Source organism: Mycobacterium sp. HUMS_12744610, assembly GCF_041206865.1.
Lineage (GTDB): Bacteria > Actinomycetota > Actinomycetes > Mycobacteriales > Mycobacteriaceae > Mycobacterium > Mycobacterium servetii.
On sequence record NZ_JBGEDP010000001.1, the window covers coordinates 4,045,694 to 4,060,046 of the forward strand.

A 14,353-nucleotide genomic window follows, 5' to 3' on the forward strand; every position below is an offset into this window, starting at 1 on the left:
GGGGCTCACTCGGGCAGGCCGAAGAGTTTGACGACGCCGTGATCGCGGCCGGCGGTGTAGCCGCCGTCGACGGCGATGGCCTGCCCGGTGACGAACGAGGCGTCCGGGGAGAGCAGGAACGCCGCCATCGCCGCGACTTCCTCGGGCCGGCCGAGCCGCTGCAGCGCGTGTTCCTTCGTGATGGAGGCCAGCGGACCCGCCATCCCCTCCAAACCGAAAACGCTTTCCGCCATCGGTGTTTCGATGAAACCGGGGCAGATGGCGTTGACCCGGATGCCGCTCGGTCCGTAGTCGAGCGCCATGTTTCTGGTCAGCAGCACGACCCCGCCCTTGGCGGCGTTGTACGAGCTGCCGCCCGCCGTTCCTTCCAGGCCTTCGATGCTGGACACGGTGACGATGGAGCCTCGCTCACCGTCGATTCTGGGTTGCTCGATCATCCTGGCCAGCGCCGCCTTGGCGACCAGGAACGTGCCGGTGAGGTTGACGCCGATCACCCGCTCCCAGTCGGCGCGGTCGAGCAGATGGACCGGTCCGCCCCCGGCGACGCCGGCGGCGTGGAAGACGCCATCGAGACGACCCGGCACCGCCTGCAGCACGGCACCGATCGCGGCTTCGTCGGTCACATCGGCGGTGACGAAGTGGAAGTCGGGCCCCAGGTCCGGCGGAGCGGCCAGGTCGGCACCGACGACGGAGCCGCCCTCGGCCAGCAGGCGCAGCGCGGTGGCCAGGCCGATCCCGGATGCCGCGCCCGTCACGACGAACGTGCGGGAACGGGCACGGTCGGCATTCACCATGTCGAAGTCCTTTTGTCGGGTAGGGGTTCCGCTCGGCGGGATCTGCCCATATCGCGATTTGTACCTTACGATTTGCGCAACCACCCGGGGGCACGAGGAGCCACGATGTCATCAACGCACACACTCCGGTTGCCCGGTGCGACACGGGCCGCGCGCGGCCTGCGGCCCGTGGGTGTCGCCGCCGTGGCCGCCACGGTCCTGATCACGGGCACCGCCGACCCGGCCGGACAGCCACCGCGCACGCCGGCGCCGGCGGCGGTGCGGTTGCTCGCCGCCGACCCGGTCGACGTCGCGCAGGGCATCTCGATCACCCCCGCACCGGGCTGGACGGTCGGCGACCGGGGCACGGACTGGGTGGCGCTCTACAACGCCGACTCCAGCGCACAGCTGCAGGTCACCGTCAAGACGGCCGACGGGACCGACGTCGCCGCCGTGCTGCAGGGCGACATCGACCGGTTGACCGGCGATCCGTCCTCCGATCTGACCAACGTGAAAAACCTGACCCCGCCCATCATCAAGATGGTGCAGGGCGACAACTTTCAACAGAAGGCCTCCATCGACTACACCGGCGTCGTGTCGTCGCCGCGACGCACGGTTCCCGTCCTCGGCACGTTCAGCGAGCTGCTGAACACCTCGACCGGGCTGTCGGCGTTCATCGACTTCCGGCAGAACGACAACGCGACCGGTCAAGCCGCCCAGGACGGCGGGGCCATGATCGACTCCATGCTCTGACGAGTTGCCGCGGCCGCGACGCGCCGCGTATCACAGAGGAGGGACACACCGAACTCGGAGGGGTAATGCCGGCAGCCGACGCCACCATCAGCACGACCGACACGCTCATCGGATTCGTCGAGCAACACGCACGGCAACGCCCCGACGGCATTGCGATTCGCTACGGCGAACAGCAGTGGACCTGGGCCGGCTGGGCGGCGCGGATCCGGCGGGCGGCCGGAGCGCTGCGCGCCGCCGGTGTCCGCCGCGGCCAGTGCGTGGCGTTCCTGGACAAGAACCACCCCGCCTGCCTGGAAACCCTGTTCGCGGCCGCATCGATCGGCGCGGTCACCACCGTGGTGAACTGGCGCCTGGCCGGTGCGGAACTGGCGCATGTGCTCGAAGACAGCGGGGCGCGAATGCTTTTCGTCGGCGCCGAACTGCATCCCGCGGCGCAGGCGGCCGCCGCGCACGTCGCGGGCCTGCGGCGCATCGTCGTGGTCGGCGGCGACGGCGGCGGCGACGACGACGAGTACGAATCATTGCTCGCCGCAGCATCTCCCGAGGACACCGACGCCGAGGTCACCGGCGACGACACCGCGCTGGTGATCTACAGCTCGGGCACCACCGGGCGCCCCAAGGGCGTGGTGCTCAGCCAGCGCGCGCTGGTCAACCACGCGGCGAACCTCGCACCGGCGTTTCCGTTCGGCGAGGGCGACGCGAACCTGGTGTGCATGCCCCTGTTCCACGTGGGCGGGATCGGGTATGCCCTGTTCGGCATCCGGCCCGGGGCCCCGACGATCATGACCCGCGAGCCCGACGCCGCGGCGCTGGCCGGGGCGGTGCGCGCCGGCGCGACGCACGCGTTCTTCGTGCCACCGGTGATCGCCAGGTTCCTCGACGGCGGCGAGGCGGCCGTCGACGCCATCTCGGGGCTGCGCTACATCGTGTACGGCGCCGCCCCGATGCCGCTGCCCCTGCTGCACCGGGCGCTCGCGGCCTGGCCCGAGACGCAATTCGTCCAGGTGTACGGGCAGACGGAACTGTGCGGGGCGGTCACGGCGCTCGGCGACGCCGACCATCGCGACGACACCCGGCCCCATTTGCAGCTCTCGGCCGGAAAAGCGGTGCTGGGAACCGAAATTCAGATCGTCGATCCCGAAACGGGGCGTCAGGTGCCGGCGGGCCGGCCGGGCGAGATCTGGGTGCGCAGCAACCAGAACATGAGCGGCTACCTGAACCGCCCGGAGGCAACGGCCGAGACGATCACCGCCGACGAGTGGGTGCGCACCGGCGACGTGGGGCGCCTCGACGCCGAGGACTACGTCTACGTCGAGGACCGGCTGAAAGACATGGTGATCACCGGCGGGGAGAACGTCTACGGGCCCGAGGTGGAAAGCGTGCTGATCAAGCATCCCGCCGTCGCCGACGCCGCCGTCATCGGGGTGCCCGACGACCGTTGGGGCGAGTCGGTCAAGGCGATCGTCGTGGCCGCCGGCGAGATCGGCCCCGAGGATGTCATCGCGTTCTGCCGTGAGCACCTGGCCGGCTACAAGTGCCCGCGTACCGTCGACTTCGTGGCGGAGCTCCCCCGCAACGCCAGCGGAAAGATCCTCAAAACCGCACTGCGGGAACCATATTGGGCGGACCGCGCCAGGAAGGTGTGACCGCCGGGCGCCTACAGGCGTCCCTCGACGCGCAGCTGCGGATGCACCCAGTCCGGTGAGCGGCGCTCCTTGAAGGCGCGGAAACCCTCCCGCGCCTCGGCGTCGCTCAGGCTGGCGGTCATGCCGATGCGGTCGTACAGGCCCAGGTAGTTGTCGATGCTGGACTTGATGACCCCACGGGCCCGCGGGGCGGTGCGGCACACCTGGGCCAGCACATCGCGCGCCTCCGCGAGCAGGCTCTCGTGCGGCACGACCCGGCTGACCAGGCCCCAGTCGTAGGCCTCGGCCGCGCTGAGCACCCGCCCGGTGAACATCAGGTCGCGGGTGCGCACCGGCCCGACCAGCCGTGCCAGCATCTGGCTGTAGTAGGTGTCGGCGTAGCCGCGGAACAACTCGGGCACGCGGAAGGTCGCCCGTTCGCTGACCACCGACAGGTCGCTGCACAGCGCGATCTGGAAGCCGCCGCCCTGGCACAGCCCGTTGACCGCCGAGACGATCGGCTTGGCCGAGGTCCGCACCGCGTCGAACGGCGTGACGTCCATGCCCAGCGCGGCGCCGAAGGTGATCCAGGCGTCGGCGCCGCCGGCCCCGCCGCCCATGTCGCCGCCGGGCGCGAACACGTCACCGGTTCCGGTGATCAGCAGCCCGGCCAGATCCGGGTCCTCGTTGAGACGGCCGACGGCATAACGGATTCCGAAGTACATCGCCGGGGTCAGGGCGTTGCGGGCGTCCGGGCGGTCGATCGTGCACACCGCGATCGGCCCCTGCCGCTGCAACGTCAGGTACGGCGTGCCCAGCCAGTCCCCCTCGGGTGGGCGCGGGCTGCCGTGCGGGGGCGGGGGCTGCTGCGTCACGGGACTCCTTCGACGTCGGCGACCGCGTCGTCGCGTCAGCGCGCGGCGCGGTGGAGATACTGTAGTTCTTACAGTATGTGGGGCGGGGTCCGGCGGCCGGTCTACAGGTACGGCAGCGTCGCGACGGCGGCGCCCTGGGTCGTGTCGTTGAGCAGCTTGGCCAGCGTGGACTGCAACGTGGCCGTGGCCTCGCCCACCGGCCGGTCGCAGAACCGGCAGTGGACGGCGAACCGTGGCTGGTCGTCCTCGTCCGGCCAGAACCGGCGTGGCCCCACTGCGGCGCCCGGGTCGTACTGGACCGACTGATGCGGAGCGTCCCTGAGGATCCTGCCGACGGGATGACCTTGCGGGCATTCAAGTTTCAGCACGCCGATTCCCTCTTGATTGCTCACCGTCCACCGTCCTCACGAAGTCGTGGTCTCCTCGGTCACACGTATTGTCGCCCCGGGCCGGCCGGTGTGCCCGGCGTGGTCGCGTGTCCGGTGCGTAGCGCGAACGTCTGGGCGTGGGCAAACCAAGTATCCAGCGGTGACTGCGGTACGCACGGGTGTACGACGTCGCCCGGCGCCAGCTGCGGGGCAACCTGCCGCAGTCGTTCGTGCACGCGTTGCTGTTCGAGGCGGCGCACACGCTGGCAGGTGACGACGATCCGGCGCTGGGCAAGAGCTGGTGAGCTCACGTCGCAGTCGGGGACTACGGATTGCTCGCGTCCGCTCTGGCACGGCCGCGTGCATCGGTATCCGGCCACCCCGACAACCGACTATTGCGCCAGCGCCCCGCCATGATGCCCCAACGTCGCCACACCCGCGCCCAGCACCGGGCGGCGCAAATCTGTGCCGAACGCCGCCGGAACCACGAGGCCCGCACCGCGGCGCCAACCGAATGCCCGACCTACACCGGACCCGCCCCACCCCACAGCGACGACGACCGAACATCTTTTTAGGTGTTATGAAGATCCCGCGACGCAGATGGGCGCCTCGACCGAGGCCGCCGCGGTGCCATTCGCCACTGACGATCGCCAATCCGATTGGGGCGGCCGCTCAGGCCAGCAAGGCGCCCACCGCGACCCGCGACTTTCGTCTAACATCAATGACACTAGCCGAAGGAGGACATCGCATGTCCGCATCAAAGGAAAGCGCCGAGGTCTTACGGGCGCAGTTAATTTAGCTGAGCACGAGAAGATGGCCGAGGCTCACCTGCGAGAGCATCGCGAGTTGGCGGACGGCCACCTCGCTGACCTGCGAGCCCTCACGGACTGGCACCTGACCGAGCATCGCGATGCCGCCAAGCAGGGTGGTCTGTCCAGCAGCGAATATGAGTCATTGGCCGCGCGGCATATGGACGAGCATCGCAAGCTCACCGAGCGAATGCTGCAGGATCATCATAAGTTGGCCGACCGGCATCTGGCCGAATTGGGCGAACTTTCGGCACGCCATTCCCATGAACATGCGGGGTAACTGGTCAGGCCACGCGAGCAGCCATGGTCGGCTCTCGGCCAGCACGGCGAGGGCATCGAAGACATTGCTGGCCGCGTTTGGCGACGGTGGATAGTTAGTTTCGGATCGCGCGGAACTTTTTGGCCCGGTGAGGGTCCGCAAGGCAGTCGGACACCTTCTGGCGCAGCGTGATTCGTCCGGATGTCGCGTGCGGATCCGTTGTCGTAGGGCCGGTCGGGTCTGCCTGAACCCCGCGCACACAGCCCGCTTGGGGCTGTGCCCTCACGCGGCGCTGTCCGGCGGGATGGGTCCCGCCGCCCGGCGGATGTCGGCCAGCCGTTCTTCACAGATGCGGTAGAAGACCCAGCTTCCGCGACGCTGCCTGGTGACCAGGCCGGCTTCGTGCAGGATCTTGATGTGGTAGCTCACGCTCGGTTGGGAGATACCGAGTGGGCCGGTCAGGTCGTAGCCGCATTCCCCGCCAGGTCTCGTTCTGAGCAGTCCGAGGAGTTGGACTCGGGTCGGGTCGGCCAGGGCCTTGAACAACTTGGCGATCCGTTCGGCCTCGTCGCGAGACATGGCTTCGTCCAGCGTCGGATAGGTCCTTGCGTCTTGGGGCCTCGGCGTTATCGGCGCCGCACCCGCGTCCAACTGGGCCTTCCGAGAACCTAGCATATCGAGATATTGACATTTATCGAATGCTGGCGCAACCTACCAGCACCACCCGTTTCGTCTATCGACCGGAGACCAGCGTGTCCAATCCCCTGATCCCGGTGTTCGGCACAGGGCGAACCGGACCAGCCGGGCCGGAGTGCGCGGCGCGCGTGGACCGTGCCGGTGCGGTAATTACCGTCGCTCTGTCGCAGCCCGGCATCGAGCTGGTTCGACCGACGCCGGCGCATAACCCCGGCGCGGCGGCCCGGGGAGGACCACCGGACGCTCGCGGAGCACCGGCGCGAACAAGCCGAGGGCCGACACCGTGACCTACCGCCATCCTGAGGCCCTGGCCACCGTTGAATGGCTGGCCGAGCACCTCGACGACCCGTCGGTCCGGGTGGTGGATGCCCGCTTCGCCATCCGGCCCACCGCCGGGAGAACGTTGGAGGCCGTCGCCGAGCGTGACGCCTACCGCGAGGCCCACATTCCCGGCGCGGTGTTCGTGGATGTGATGGGTGACCTCTCCGATGCGGACGATCCCGTTGTGGTGGTATCGCCGGAGCGGTTCGAGGACCTGATGAGTCGCCTCGGGATCGGCGACGGGACCACGGTGGTGGTCTACGACGGCCAAGGTGGAACCTGGGCCGCTCGGCTGTGGTGGGCTTTGCGGTACTACGGCCACGACGCCGTCATGCTGCTCGACGGCGGTTTCACCTGTTGGCTGGCCGCAGATCTCCCGGTCGACAGCGGGGTGCCCGACCCTTCGCCGGCGACGTTCACCGCCCGGGTCCGGCCCGAGCTCCGGGTCGACGCCGATCAAGTGGCTCAAGCCATCGGTTGTGACGACGTCTGCATCGTCGACGCGTTGCCCGAAGTCTTCTTTACCGGTGCGGCGCGCCTGTACCCGAACCACCGGGCCGGCCACATACCCACCGCCCACAACGTGCCGGCGCCGTCGCATGTAGATCCGGTCACTCACCGATTGTTGCCCGCTAGCGCGCTGGCCCGGCTGTGGGAGCCGGTCGGGTTGGAGCCTTCTCGCCGCGTCATCACCTATTGCGGCGGCGGCGTGTTCGGGGCCTACGCCCTCTTCGCGCTGCATGTCATGGGACACGAGAACGCCGCCCTCTACGATGCCTCGTGGACGGAGTGGGGTGCCGATCCCAGCCGGCCGGTGGAGACCGGACCGAAAGCTGCGACACATGATCGCTATCAACCGACGAACCCAAGGAGGCAGTGATGGCGCGAATCAAGCTCATCGATCCCGGCCAGGCGCAGGGACGCACGCGCGAGGTCTTCGAGCGGGTGAAGGCGTATTACAAGATGGTGCCCGGGCTTCAGCGGGCATTGAACTACCTGCCCGAGACCACGGATGCGTTGTGGACCCTGAGCCTGAATACGGCGATGGAGGGAAGCATCCGTGAAGAGCTCAAGCGCGTGTTCTTCGCGGTGACCGCCTACGAGGTCGAATGTGAATACTGCACCGCGGCCCACATGATCGCCCTGATGGGCAAGAAGTGGAGCCGCCAGGAGTGCGTGGATCTCATCGAGGGCAAACCATCTCCCCGGTTGACCGACAAGGAGAACGCCGCGGTGGACTTCGCCCGGACGGTCGGTCGTCGTCCGGCCGCGGTGACTGACGAGATGACCGACAAACTACGAGCATTCGGATGGACCGATGCCGAGATCGTGGAGATCGTGACCTCGGTTGCGCTGATGCGCTACACGACCACGGTGGCCAGCGCCCTCGACGTGCCGCTCGAAGAGGCCATGGAAGGCGTAGGGCTCAGCTGCGGGGTGCCGCTCGATCGGCTCGAGGGTTGAGGGAACCGGCCGCCGGGTCCCCGGTTGGTGTCGGGCGCCAGCGGTAGTCGGTCGCCAGAGGCGAGCCTTCCGGCGACTGCCCCACGCCCTCGAAAAAACTGCAGGCAGAGCCTTCGAGCGTCTCGGCCGCATGATGGTGGCTGCTCACGCTGCCGGGGCCAGCCACCCTCGGCCTTTCAGCTGGGGCGGTCCGGACGATGGCCGGCCAGGGAGCCCCGGTCAGCGTTCAGGTCTCCGATCGAGCCGGGCTGCATCAGCGGTGGTTCTGAGAGTGGCTCCACACCAGGGCGCCGCCGGAGTGGTCACCTACGGCTGGGACGTACGGTTCGAGATGAGTGACGAGGCGGTCACCTTACTGGCCGATGAGTCGAGGCTCCTCATCTGCGTTGGGGACCCTCGTAAAGTGTTGGAATGCTTTGATTTTCGCTGTTTGGCCTGTTTCTCGGCCCGTGGTTGACAGCGGTGGACCTACCACCCGCTGAGCACCGGCCGCAATTTTGCTGAGCTGCTGCGCTTGATCAAGGCACTGCAGACCGCCGACAGCTTCGGGGTGGCCACCCCGACCGATTGGTGACCCGGCGACCCGGTCATCGTTCCGATCGCCTGATCCTGCAGTGTGGCCGCCGACCGGATGGCCGGGGCCGAAGAAGGTGTCGCATGCGACGACTGGATTCTTCTGCACCAAAAAGATCAGCGAAGCTGCCGTGGAGCACGCCATCCGCGCCCGCTGACGCCGACGGACCGCGCCGATCCGCCTCAACTGTCGCGTCGTCCCCGCCCGCCACGGTGGCCGTGACCACCTCCACCACCGTGGTGACCACCGTCGCAACCATCCCCGCCGCCGCGCCTGTGCCGGCGCCACCCTCGACCGCCGCCTATCGGCCGACCCGATATCGCCGCTTCGAACGCCCGCAGGTGGTCCTCGGAAGCGGCACGCAAGTTCTCGTACACCCTCTGGATGGCTGCCTCGTCACTGCCTTGCACGGCCGCAGACAGGTCGGCGATGTCACCAGTTTCGAGTTCGACTCCGACCGCGTAAGCCCCTTCGGCCGAGGACAGTCCCCGGGCGAGCCACATGTCGTAGGCGTCCTGCAGTTCAGGGCCGACGTAGACACCGGGCGGCTGCCCTACCGACGGATCGGGGACGCCGTACCGCTCGAGCAGTCGCCCGATCGCGTCATAATGACGCTGCTCGCTGGCGGCAATGTTGTCGAAGATCGGCACACCCCACGCCCGGTGGAACCGCCGGTACAAATCACGCGCCAGCCGTTCCTCCTCCCGCATCAGCACCAGATCCGCCCGCTCTCCATCGGACAACGGACCACCAGCCGCCGGGTCCAAACTGTCGACCACATTCATCCGATGACTCCGTTCATGTTCGGCCACCCCGAAACCGGTCGGATCGACTACGCATATCTCGGCAGCCATGTTCAACGCACCAACCGAACGCAGGAGGCAGGAACACGCTGTCCTGACGTCAGCGTATTAGACATGATCCTCGACACCAGCACCGCCACGTCGGACTTCATCAACGGCTACGGCGGCTCAGCTACGCTGGCCCCTCGACTCCGGATGTACGAACGCTACGGCAAGACGAGTGTCGACGGCACGTGAAAACCGACCCCCACGCGGAATTTTGACCCTCTGGTCGGGAGATACTTTTGCTGTGCGGCAAAGGATTCAACGGCGACGTCGATGAAGCCGTCGACCATCTCGATACCCGTACCTGCCGGCCCGATCGAACAAGCAGGTACGAGACGCCCGGCAACTGACACTTCGCGGCCCTTCTTCGCCCCCGACGCCGTGCCTGGCCCGAGCCGACCGGGACTGGCGTTCGAGCCCCTCGGGCGCCGGTCTCGGGCGGCGGTGGACGCGAAAGGGGACTACGCCGGGATCCCATTCGGCGGCGTCCGCCATTGCCTAAACGCGGCGTTCACCGAATACGAGCTGCGCATCGTGCTCGCCACGTTGTTCGACCGCTACGCGGTGCAGCTCACCAACGAGCGATCCGGGCGCGACACACCCCCGGCCATGACGTCGCCTCCTCGGCGACCATCATCACCGCACGGGTGATGCCGGCTGAGCACCACGGAAATCTTCGTCAGACACCAAATCCCGGGAAGCCAATTTGCCGCTCCGCTGAACCAGTCGATCGATCTCTTCCCGGTGGCTCGGGTCGCTCGACACCGCGGTGATCCACGGGGAGGAGTCTTCCCCCGTCACCGGTGATTTGCAGGCGACCTGGCGCACCGATGATGAACGGATCCATGGACAAACTCGTCTGCGAAAACTCGAATCCGGCCTCACCAAGGAGGCGCACCAGCCACGAGGCGGCCGACGACTGCCGCTGACCAGCGCTCAGCCTCACGACCGGCCGATCCGACTCGTTCATCTATCCCTCGTCACCCGAAGAAACGCGACAGATGTTGCACGGAAGTTGCACGGTGCCGACGATTCACGCTGTGACCTGGTGGTCCCGGCTGGGATCGAACCAGCGACCTTCCGCGTGTGAAGCGGACGCTCTTCCACTGAGCCACGGGACCGGCGCCGAGAGGCGAACGACGTCGAAGACTAGCACGATCCGAGGATCCCAGTGCGCGCCCATCCTCGGCTTGGCGGCCCGGGATAGCCCAGAACCGCAGCGTACCTGGAAACTTGTAAGTGCCCGCCGGTGTGGACTATCGTCGTGCTTCGCACCGGGCGACGATCTCGCCCGTTGCGCGCGGATGTAGCGCAGTTGGTAGCGCATCACCTTGCCAAGGTGAGGGTCGCGGGTTCGAATCCCGTCATCCGCTCGAAGGTGCAAGTGGCATCAGTTCCCAGCGGTGGAGTGGCCGAGTGGTGAGGCAACGGCCTGCAAAGCCGTGCACACGGGTTCGATTCCCGTCTCCACCTCCGCTTTCGAACCCCCCAGCGCGATTAGCTCAGCGGGAGAGCGCTTCCCTGACACGGAAGAGGTCACTGGTTCAATCCCAGTATCGCGCACCAGAGTTCTTGCAGATCAGAGGCAGTTTTTAAGTCTCGAATTCGGCAGCGTGCCAGATACATGCCAGACCGGTCAGGTGGCTCGGGACAACCCCGAGGAGCACCCGAGGCATGACCACTACTCCCCCTATATCTGTCGACATCCTGAATGTCGCTGCCTCGCCGGACGCCACCGAGATCCATGACTGGTTGCAGCGCGGCGCGGGCCTGCCGACCCGGGCCTTCGACGGCGCTGTCCGCGAGGCCGTGGGTTTCATGGACGACCTCACCGACGCGGGCAGCGTGGTCACCACCGCAACCGAGCACGGCCGGATGTACCGACTCAAGCCCGAGTAGCGACCCCGCGGACAGCTGTCCCGGACAGTTGTCACCCCCCGGGTGCAAGATTTACGGCAACCCCAGGAGCCCCTGAAGATGTCCGCCAACGACCAAGACGATGAGTTGCCGCCAACCGTGGGCGCCGACGCCGACGAGACGGAGATCGTGCCGGGTCTGGCCCAGGCCGCACCCGAGCTGGCCTGGTCGGCTGATCGCTACGCCACTGTCTTGGACTACCCGACGATGCCGTGGTGGGGAAAGCTCCGACAGCGCGTCACCGATTTCTTTCACCCCTACCTCGATGACGCCCCGATGGATGATGACGGCGCCCCCGCGATGGACGATGACGACGACGGCGAACCAATCGCCGTGACCGACCCATCCTGGGGTGCTTGCTTCGCCAGCGCCGCGCCGATCCTATTCGTCGCCGCCGCGGTGGCCCTGGTCATCATCCTGAGCGCCGCATGGCAGGTGTGGATAACACCGCGCTCGCCTGCTCTTTCGACGTTGCCGCCCACATAAACGAGCCCCGTCGAGACGATCCCGCCTGCAGCGCTTCCATCTGTCAGCAGCGTGCCGCCGTCGGACAGCATCCATACAGACCTCCCGGCGCCCGCCGCGCCGCCGACGGTGACAGTGACCGCGCCACCGCCATCCCCGCCGACCGTGACCGTGCAAGCCGCCCCCACGCTCGCGCCGCCGCCCGCGGACGCGGACCGGATCTTCCGGGAAGGCGTCGCCGGTATCCCCGGCTTGCATGTCGTCAACTGGGACGTGGCCGAAGCGGGCGCCCGCAGCATCTGCGGCGGCTTCGCCCGCGGCATGACCCGCGCCCAGATCATCGACGAAGTACAACGCGACGACCCCACCTTCACACCGTGGCAAACCTCCGGCATGGTCAACGTCGCCCTGGCCGCCTACTGCCCGCAGTACGAAGGATGAAAAGCTTTGAGCCAGAAGGCTTCTTGCCGGTGGCCTACGCCAGCCGCCGTGCACACCGGGACCGGGAACCTGTGCGCCGCCCAAGGCATGCGTCGGTGGTCCACGACCCAGCGCTACACCGCAGTCTCGGCCATGGAGATCCGCCGTGTCTCCGAGGCTGCGGCGAAATCCGGCGCTGCGCTCAATCACGTCGCCACGGTATTGAATTAGGAGCATAGGAGGTCCACGATGCTGTCCATGACCCACGCAAGGCTCGTCTGCGGCGTCGCCGCCACGCTGGCCGCGCTCGCCACGCTGACAGCCAGCCCGGCGCGCGCCGACGATCCCCACGTCCCCAACATGGCGGCAGGCCAGTGCGCCGGCGGCGGGGGCGGCTCCATCTTCGAGGGGTGGTGCGACGGCGCGCACTATCCCGACGGCTCCTACTGGCACCAGCTGTCCTACGCGGGCTCCTCGATGCCGTTCTTCATGCCCGGCTCGAGCGAACCGACGCGGCTGGGCATGTCGTGCGTCATCGACCCCGACAACGGTCCGATCCCGCAACCGGCGCCCCCCGGTGGCTGCGGCGGTGCGCAGAAATAGGAGGTTGCCATGTTGACACGAGCGCTCTGCGGGCTCGCCGCAGCCGCAGCGCTGATCGGCGTGATTCCGATGCCGCCCGCGCACGCCGGTCCGGTCCAGTGGTGCGACCCGTCCTCGCCGCTGTTCGACCCGACCATCTGCTACAACGAGTCGCCGTCGACCGGCAGCTACGCGTGCGACCCGTACGGGCCCGCGTACAACGCGAACTACTGTGCGTCCCAAGGCGCACAGTGAGGCCCACCCCCACCCCCTGAAAGGAGCCACCCCCGATGACAAGTGCCCTGCGCGTAGACCCCGACACCCTGGTGGGCGCCAGCGCCGAGCTGACCACGCTCTGGCGTGCCCCCGGTGAATGAGTCCGCCTTGTTTTAGGGTCCTGTGGCCCCGATGTGGGGGCCGGAAGGGACGATGAATCACATGGCTGGGCGGAAGAAACATTCTGCTGAGGACGTCGTGCGCAAGCTGCGCTGTGCCGACGAGCTGGCTGCGGCGGGCAAGACCAACGAGGAGATCGCCGCGGAGTTGGGGGTGTCGGCGGCGACGCTGTACAACTGGCGGCGTGCTTACGGCGGCATGGACATCGATGCCCCCAAGGAACTGCGGGAGCTGCGGGAGCAGAACGCCAGGCTCAAGCGGCTATTGGCCGACGCCGAGCTGGAAAAAGACGCTCTGCGGGAGGTGGCCAAGGGAAAATTCTGAGCCCGGCCGCCAAGCGCCGTGCCGTGGACATGCTCAAAGAGGTTCTGAACGTGTCCGAGCGGCTCGCGTGCAAAGCGGTCGGGCTGGCCCGCTCCACCTACCGCCGGACCCCGATCGCGCTGACCCCAGACGATCCCGACGCTGATCTGCGGCGATGGCTGCGTGACTACTCCACCGCTCACCCGTGTCATGGGTTTCGGCGGGCCTGGGCCGCCCTGCGCCATGACGAGCATCGCGGGGTGAACAAGAAGAAAATTCACCGCTTGTGGAAGGAGGAGGGCCTGCAGCGACGCGTGCACAGCCCACGCAAGCGGGCCGGCATGTCCTCGGCCCCGGAAGTGGTTGCCGATGCCCCGAAGGTGGTGTGGGCATTGGATTTCCAGTTCGACTCCACCATCGACGGCAGGACGGTCAAGATTGCGTCGATGGTAGACGAGCACACCCGCGAATCGCTGCTGAACATCGTGGAGCGCTCCATCACCGCCGAGCGGTTGATCGAGGACCTACGCAGGTGTTTCGCCGCGGCTGGCGGGCCGCCGCTGGTGCTGCGCATGGACAACGGTCCTGAGATGATTTCCCAAGCGCTGCAATCGTTTTGCTCCGGATATGTCGGGCTCTGCTACATCCCGCCAGGCACGCCGTGGAACAACGGTCACATCGAATCGTTCAACAACCGGCTACGAAGGGAGTGCCTCAACCGCAATCACTGGACCAACCTGACCGAGGCCCGCGTGGTCATCGGCGACTTCAAGGACGAGCACAATCGGCGACATCGTCACTCGGCCCTGGGCTATCTCACCCCGGCCGAGTACGCTGCCCGATGCAGCCACACCCACCACCCCGTGGCCTGCGAGATCAACTGAAATCGGTATCAATCACAACCT

The 14,353-nt window shown here is 67.4% G+C and carries 19 protein-coding genes, 4 tRNA genes and 1 pseudogene; 18 read left to right on the forward strand and 6 right to left on the reverse strand.

The features are described 5' to 3' along the window. Window positions 1–5: 5 nt before the first annotated feature. Window positions 6–794: an SDR family NAD(P)-dependent oxidoreductase gene (locus AB8998_RS19315; protein WP_369739333.1), complete on the reverse strand. Its 789-nt coding sequence runs from the start codon at window positions 792–794 to the stop codon at window positions 6–8. A gap of 105 nt (window positions 795–899) precedes the next feature. Between AB8998_RS19315 and AB8998_RS19320 the strand changes: the two genes are divergently transcribed. Further along, on the forward strand, window positions 900–1,526 hold the full coding sequence (locus AB8998_RS19320) for a hypothetical protein (RefSeq protein WP_369739334.1): 627 nt from the start codon (window positions 900–902) through the stop codon (window positions 1,524–1,526). 65 nt (window positions 1,527–1,591) lie between these two features. Then, the gene (locus AB8998_RS19325; RefSeq protein ID WP_369739335.1) at window positions 1,592–3,172 is read left to right on the forward strand and encodes a long-chain-fatty-acid--CoA ligase; all 1,581 of its coding nucleotides are present in this window, start codon (window positions 1,592–1,594) and stop codon (window positions 3,170–3,172) included. Window positions 3,173–3,183: 11 nt separating this feature from the next. On the opposite strand, the gene AB8998_RS19330 is transcribed toward AB8998_RS19325, so the two are convergent. After that, window positions 3,184–4,026 carry an enoyl-CoA hydratase/isomerase family protein gene (locus AB8998_RS19330; protein ID WP_369739336.1) on the reverse strand — a complete coding sequence of 281 codons (843 nt, stop codon included), beginning with the start codon at window positions 4,024–4,026 and terminating at the stop codon, window positions 3,184–3,186. A gap of 101 nt (window positions 4,027–4,127) precedes the next feature. After that, window positions 4,128–4,418 carry a hypothetical protein gene (locus tag AB8998_RS19335; RefSeq protein ID WP_369739337.1) on the reverse strand — a complete coding sequence of 97 codons (291 nt, stop codon included), beginning with the start codon at window positions 4,416–4,418 and terminating at the stop codon, window positions 4,128–4,130. Window positions 4,419–4,573: 155 nt separating this feature from the next. On the opposite strand from AB8998_RS19335, the gene AB8998_RS19340 reads away from it, so the two are divergent. Further along, entirely contained in the window at window positions 4,574–4,699 is a 126-nt protein-coding gene (locus AB8998_RS19340; protein WP_281291721.1) for a hypothetical protein, read from the forward strand. Between the two features lie 295 nt (window positions 4,700–4,994). After that, window positions 4,995–5,483, forward strand: coding sequence for a hypothetical protein (locus AB8998_RS19345; protein WP_369739338.1), 489 nt, complete (start codon window positions 4,995–4,997; stop codon window positions 5,481–5,483). 261 nt (window positions 5,484–5,744) lie between these two features. On the opposite strand, the gene AB8998_RS19350 is transcribed toward AB8998_RS19345, so the two are convergent. Beyond that, window positions 5,745–6,041, reverse strand: a complete 297-nt coding sequence (locus AB8998_RS19350) for an ArsR/SmtB family transcription factor (protein ID WP_144946406.1) — start codon at window positions 6,039–6,041, stop codon at window positions 5,745–5,747. A 400-nt stretch (window positions 6,042–6,441) separates the two neighbouring features. Here AB8998_RS19350 and AB8998_RS19355 point away from each other — a divergent pair, with 400 nt between their 5' ends. From AB8998_RS19355 to AB8998_RS19365, 3 genes and pseudogenes are all read left to right on the forward strand, one after another. Continuing rightward, window positions 6,442–7,359 carry a sulfurtransferase gene (locus AB8998_RS19355; protein WP_369739339.1) on the forward strand — a complete coding sequence of 306 codons (918 nt, stop codon included), beginning with the start codon at window positions 6,442–6,444 and terminating at the stop codon, window positions 7,357–7,359. Then, the gene (locus tag AB8998_RS19360) at window positions 7,359–7,943 is read left to right on the forward strand and encodes a carboxymuconolactone decarboxylase family protein (RefSeq protein WP_369739340.1); all 585 of its coding nucleotides are present in this window, start codon (window positions 7,359–7,361) and stop codon (window positions 7,941–7,943) included. The genes AB8998_RS19355 and AB8998_RS19360 overlap by 1 nt, the downstream gene beginning before the upstream one ends. Before the next feature lie 469 nt (window positions 7,944–8,412). Beyond that, a pseudogene (locus AB8998_RS19365) lies at window positions 8,413–8,674 on the forward strand (peroxiredoxin); the annotation flags it as partial. Window positions 8,675–8,699: 25 nt separating this feature from the next. Here the strand turns inward: AB8998_RS19365 and AB8998_RS19370 are convergent. Continuing rightward, window positions 8,700–9,371, reverse strand: coding sequence for a DUF2202 domain-containing protein (locus AB8998_RS19370; RefSeq protein WP_369739341.1), 672 nt, complete (start codon window positions 9,369–9,371; stop codon window positions 8,700–8,702). A gap of 63 nt (window positions 9,372–9,434) precedes the next feature. Between AB8998_RS19370 and AB8998_RS19375 the strand changes: the two genes are divergently transcribed. After that, on the forward strand, window positions 9,435–9,557 hold the full coding sequence (locus AB8998_RS19375; RefSeq protein WP_342781006.1) for a hypothetical protein: 123 nt from the start codon (window positions 9,435–9,437) through the stop codon (window positions 9,555–9,557). 252 nt (window positions 9,558–9,809) lie between these two features. Next, complete coding sequence (locus AB8998_RS19380; RefSeq protein WP_369739342.1) at window positions 9,810–10,016, forward strand: hypothetical protein; 207 nt, start codon at window positions 9,810–9,812, stop codon at window positions 10,014–10,016. Window positions 10,017–10,411: 395 nt separating this feature from the next. Here AB8998_RS19380 and AB8998_RS19385 read toward each other — a convergent pair. Further along, window positions 10,412–10,486, reverse strand: a tRNA-Val gene (locus AB8998_RS19385). A 179-nt stretch (window positions 10,487–10,665) separates the two neighbouring features. Here AB8998_RS19385 and AB8998_RS19390 point away from each other — a divergent pair. The 9 genes from AB8998_RS19390 to AB8998_RS19430 all read left to right on the forward strand — a co-directional run bounded on the left by AB8998_RS19390 (window position 10,666) and on the right by AB8998_RS19430 (window position 14,332). Further along, window positions 10,666–10,738: transfer RNA gene (locus AB8998_RS19390), tRNA-Gly, on the forward strand. Between the two features lie 29 nt (window positions 10,739–10,767). After that, a tRNA-Cys gene (locus AB8998_RS19395) sits at window positions 10,768–10,838 on the forward strand. An 18-nt stretch (window positions 10,839–10,856) separates the two neighbouring features. Beyond that, window positions 10,857–10,931: transfer RNA gene (locus AB8998_RS19400), tRNA-Val, on the forward strand. Between the two features lie 108 nt (window positions 10,932–11,039). Further along, window positions 11,040–11,264, forward strand: a complete 225-nt coding sequence (locus AB8998_RS19405) for a hypothetical protein (protein WP_369739343.1) — start codon at window positions 11,040–11,042, stop codon at window positions 11,262–11,264. Between the two features lie 78 nt (window positions 11,265–11,342). Continuing rightward, window positions 11,343–11,768, forward strand: coding sequence for a hypothetical protein (locus tag AB8998_RS19410; RefSeq protein WP_369739344.1), 426 nt, complete (start codon window positions 11,343–11,345; stop codon window positions 11,766–11,768). Window positions 11,769–11,912: 144 nt separating this feature from the next. Continuing rightward, window positions 11,913–12,188 (forward strand): DUF732 domain-containing protein, encoded by a 276-nt coding sequence (locus tag AB8998_RS19415; RefSeq protein WP_369739345.1) that lies wholly within the window; start codon window positions 11,913–11,915, stop codon window positions 12,186–12,188. 237 nt (window positions 12,189–12,425) lie between these two features. Further along, a complete protein-coding gene (locus AB8998_RS19420; protein WP_369739346.1) occupies window positions 12,426–12,770 on the forward strand; it encodes a hypothetical protein in 345 nt (114 codons plus the stop codon). 9 nt (window positions 12,771–12,779) lie between these two features. Further along, a complete protein-coding gene (locus tag AB8998_RS19425; protein ID WP_369739347.1) occupies window positions 12,780–13,004 on the forward strand; it encodes a hypothetical protein in 225 nt (74 codons plus the stop codon). 183 nt (window positions 13,005–13,187) lie between these two features. After that, window positions 13,188–14,332, forward strand: a protein-coding gene (locus AB8998_RS19430) for an IS3 family transposase (RefSeq protein WP_369739348.1) whose coding sequence is annotated in 2 segments (ribosomal slippage) — window positions 13,188–13,455 and window positions 13,455–14,332 — 1,146 coding nt in all. Because the reading frame shifts where the segments join, the coding sequence is not laid out codon by codon here. Window positions 14,333–14,353 lie beyond the last annotated feature (21 nt).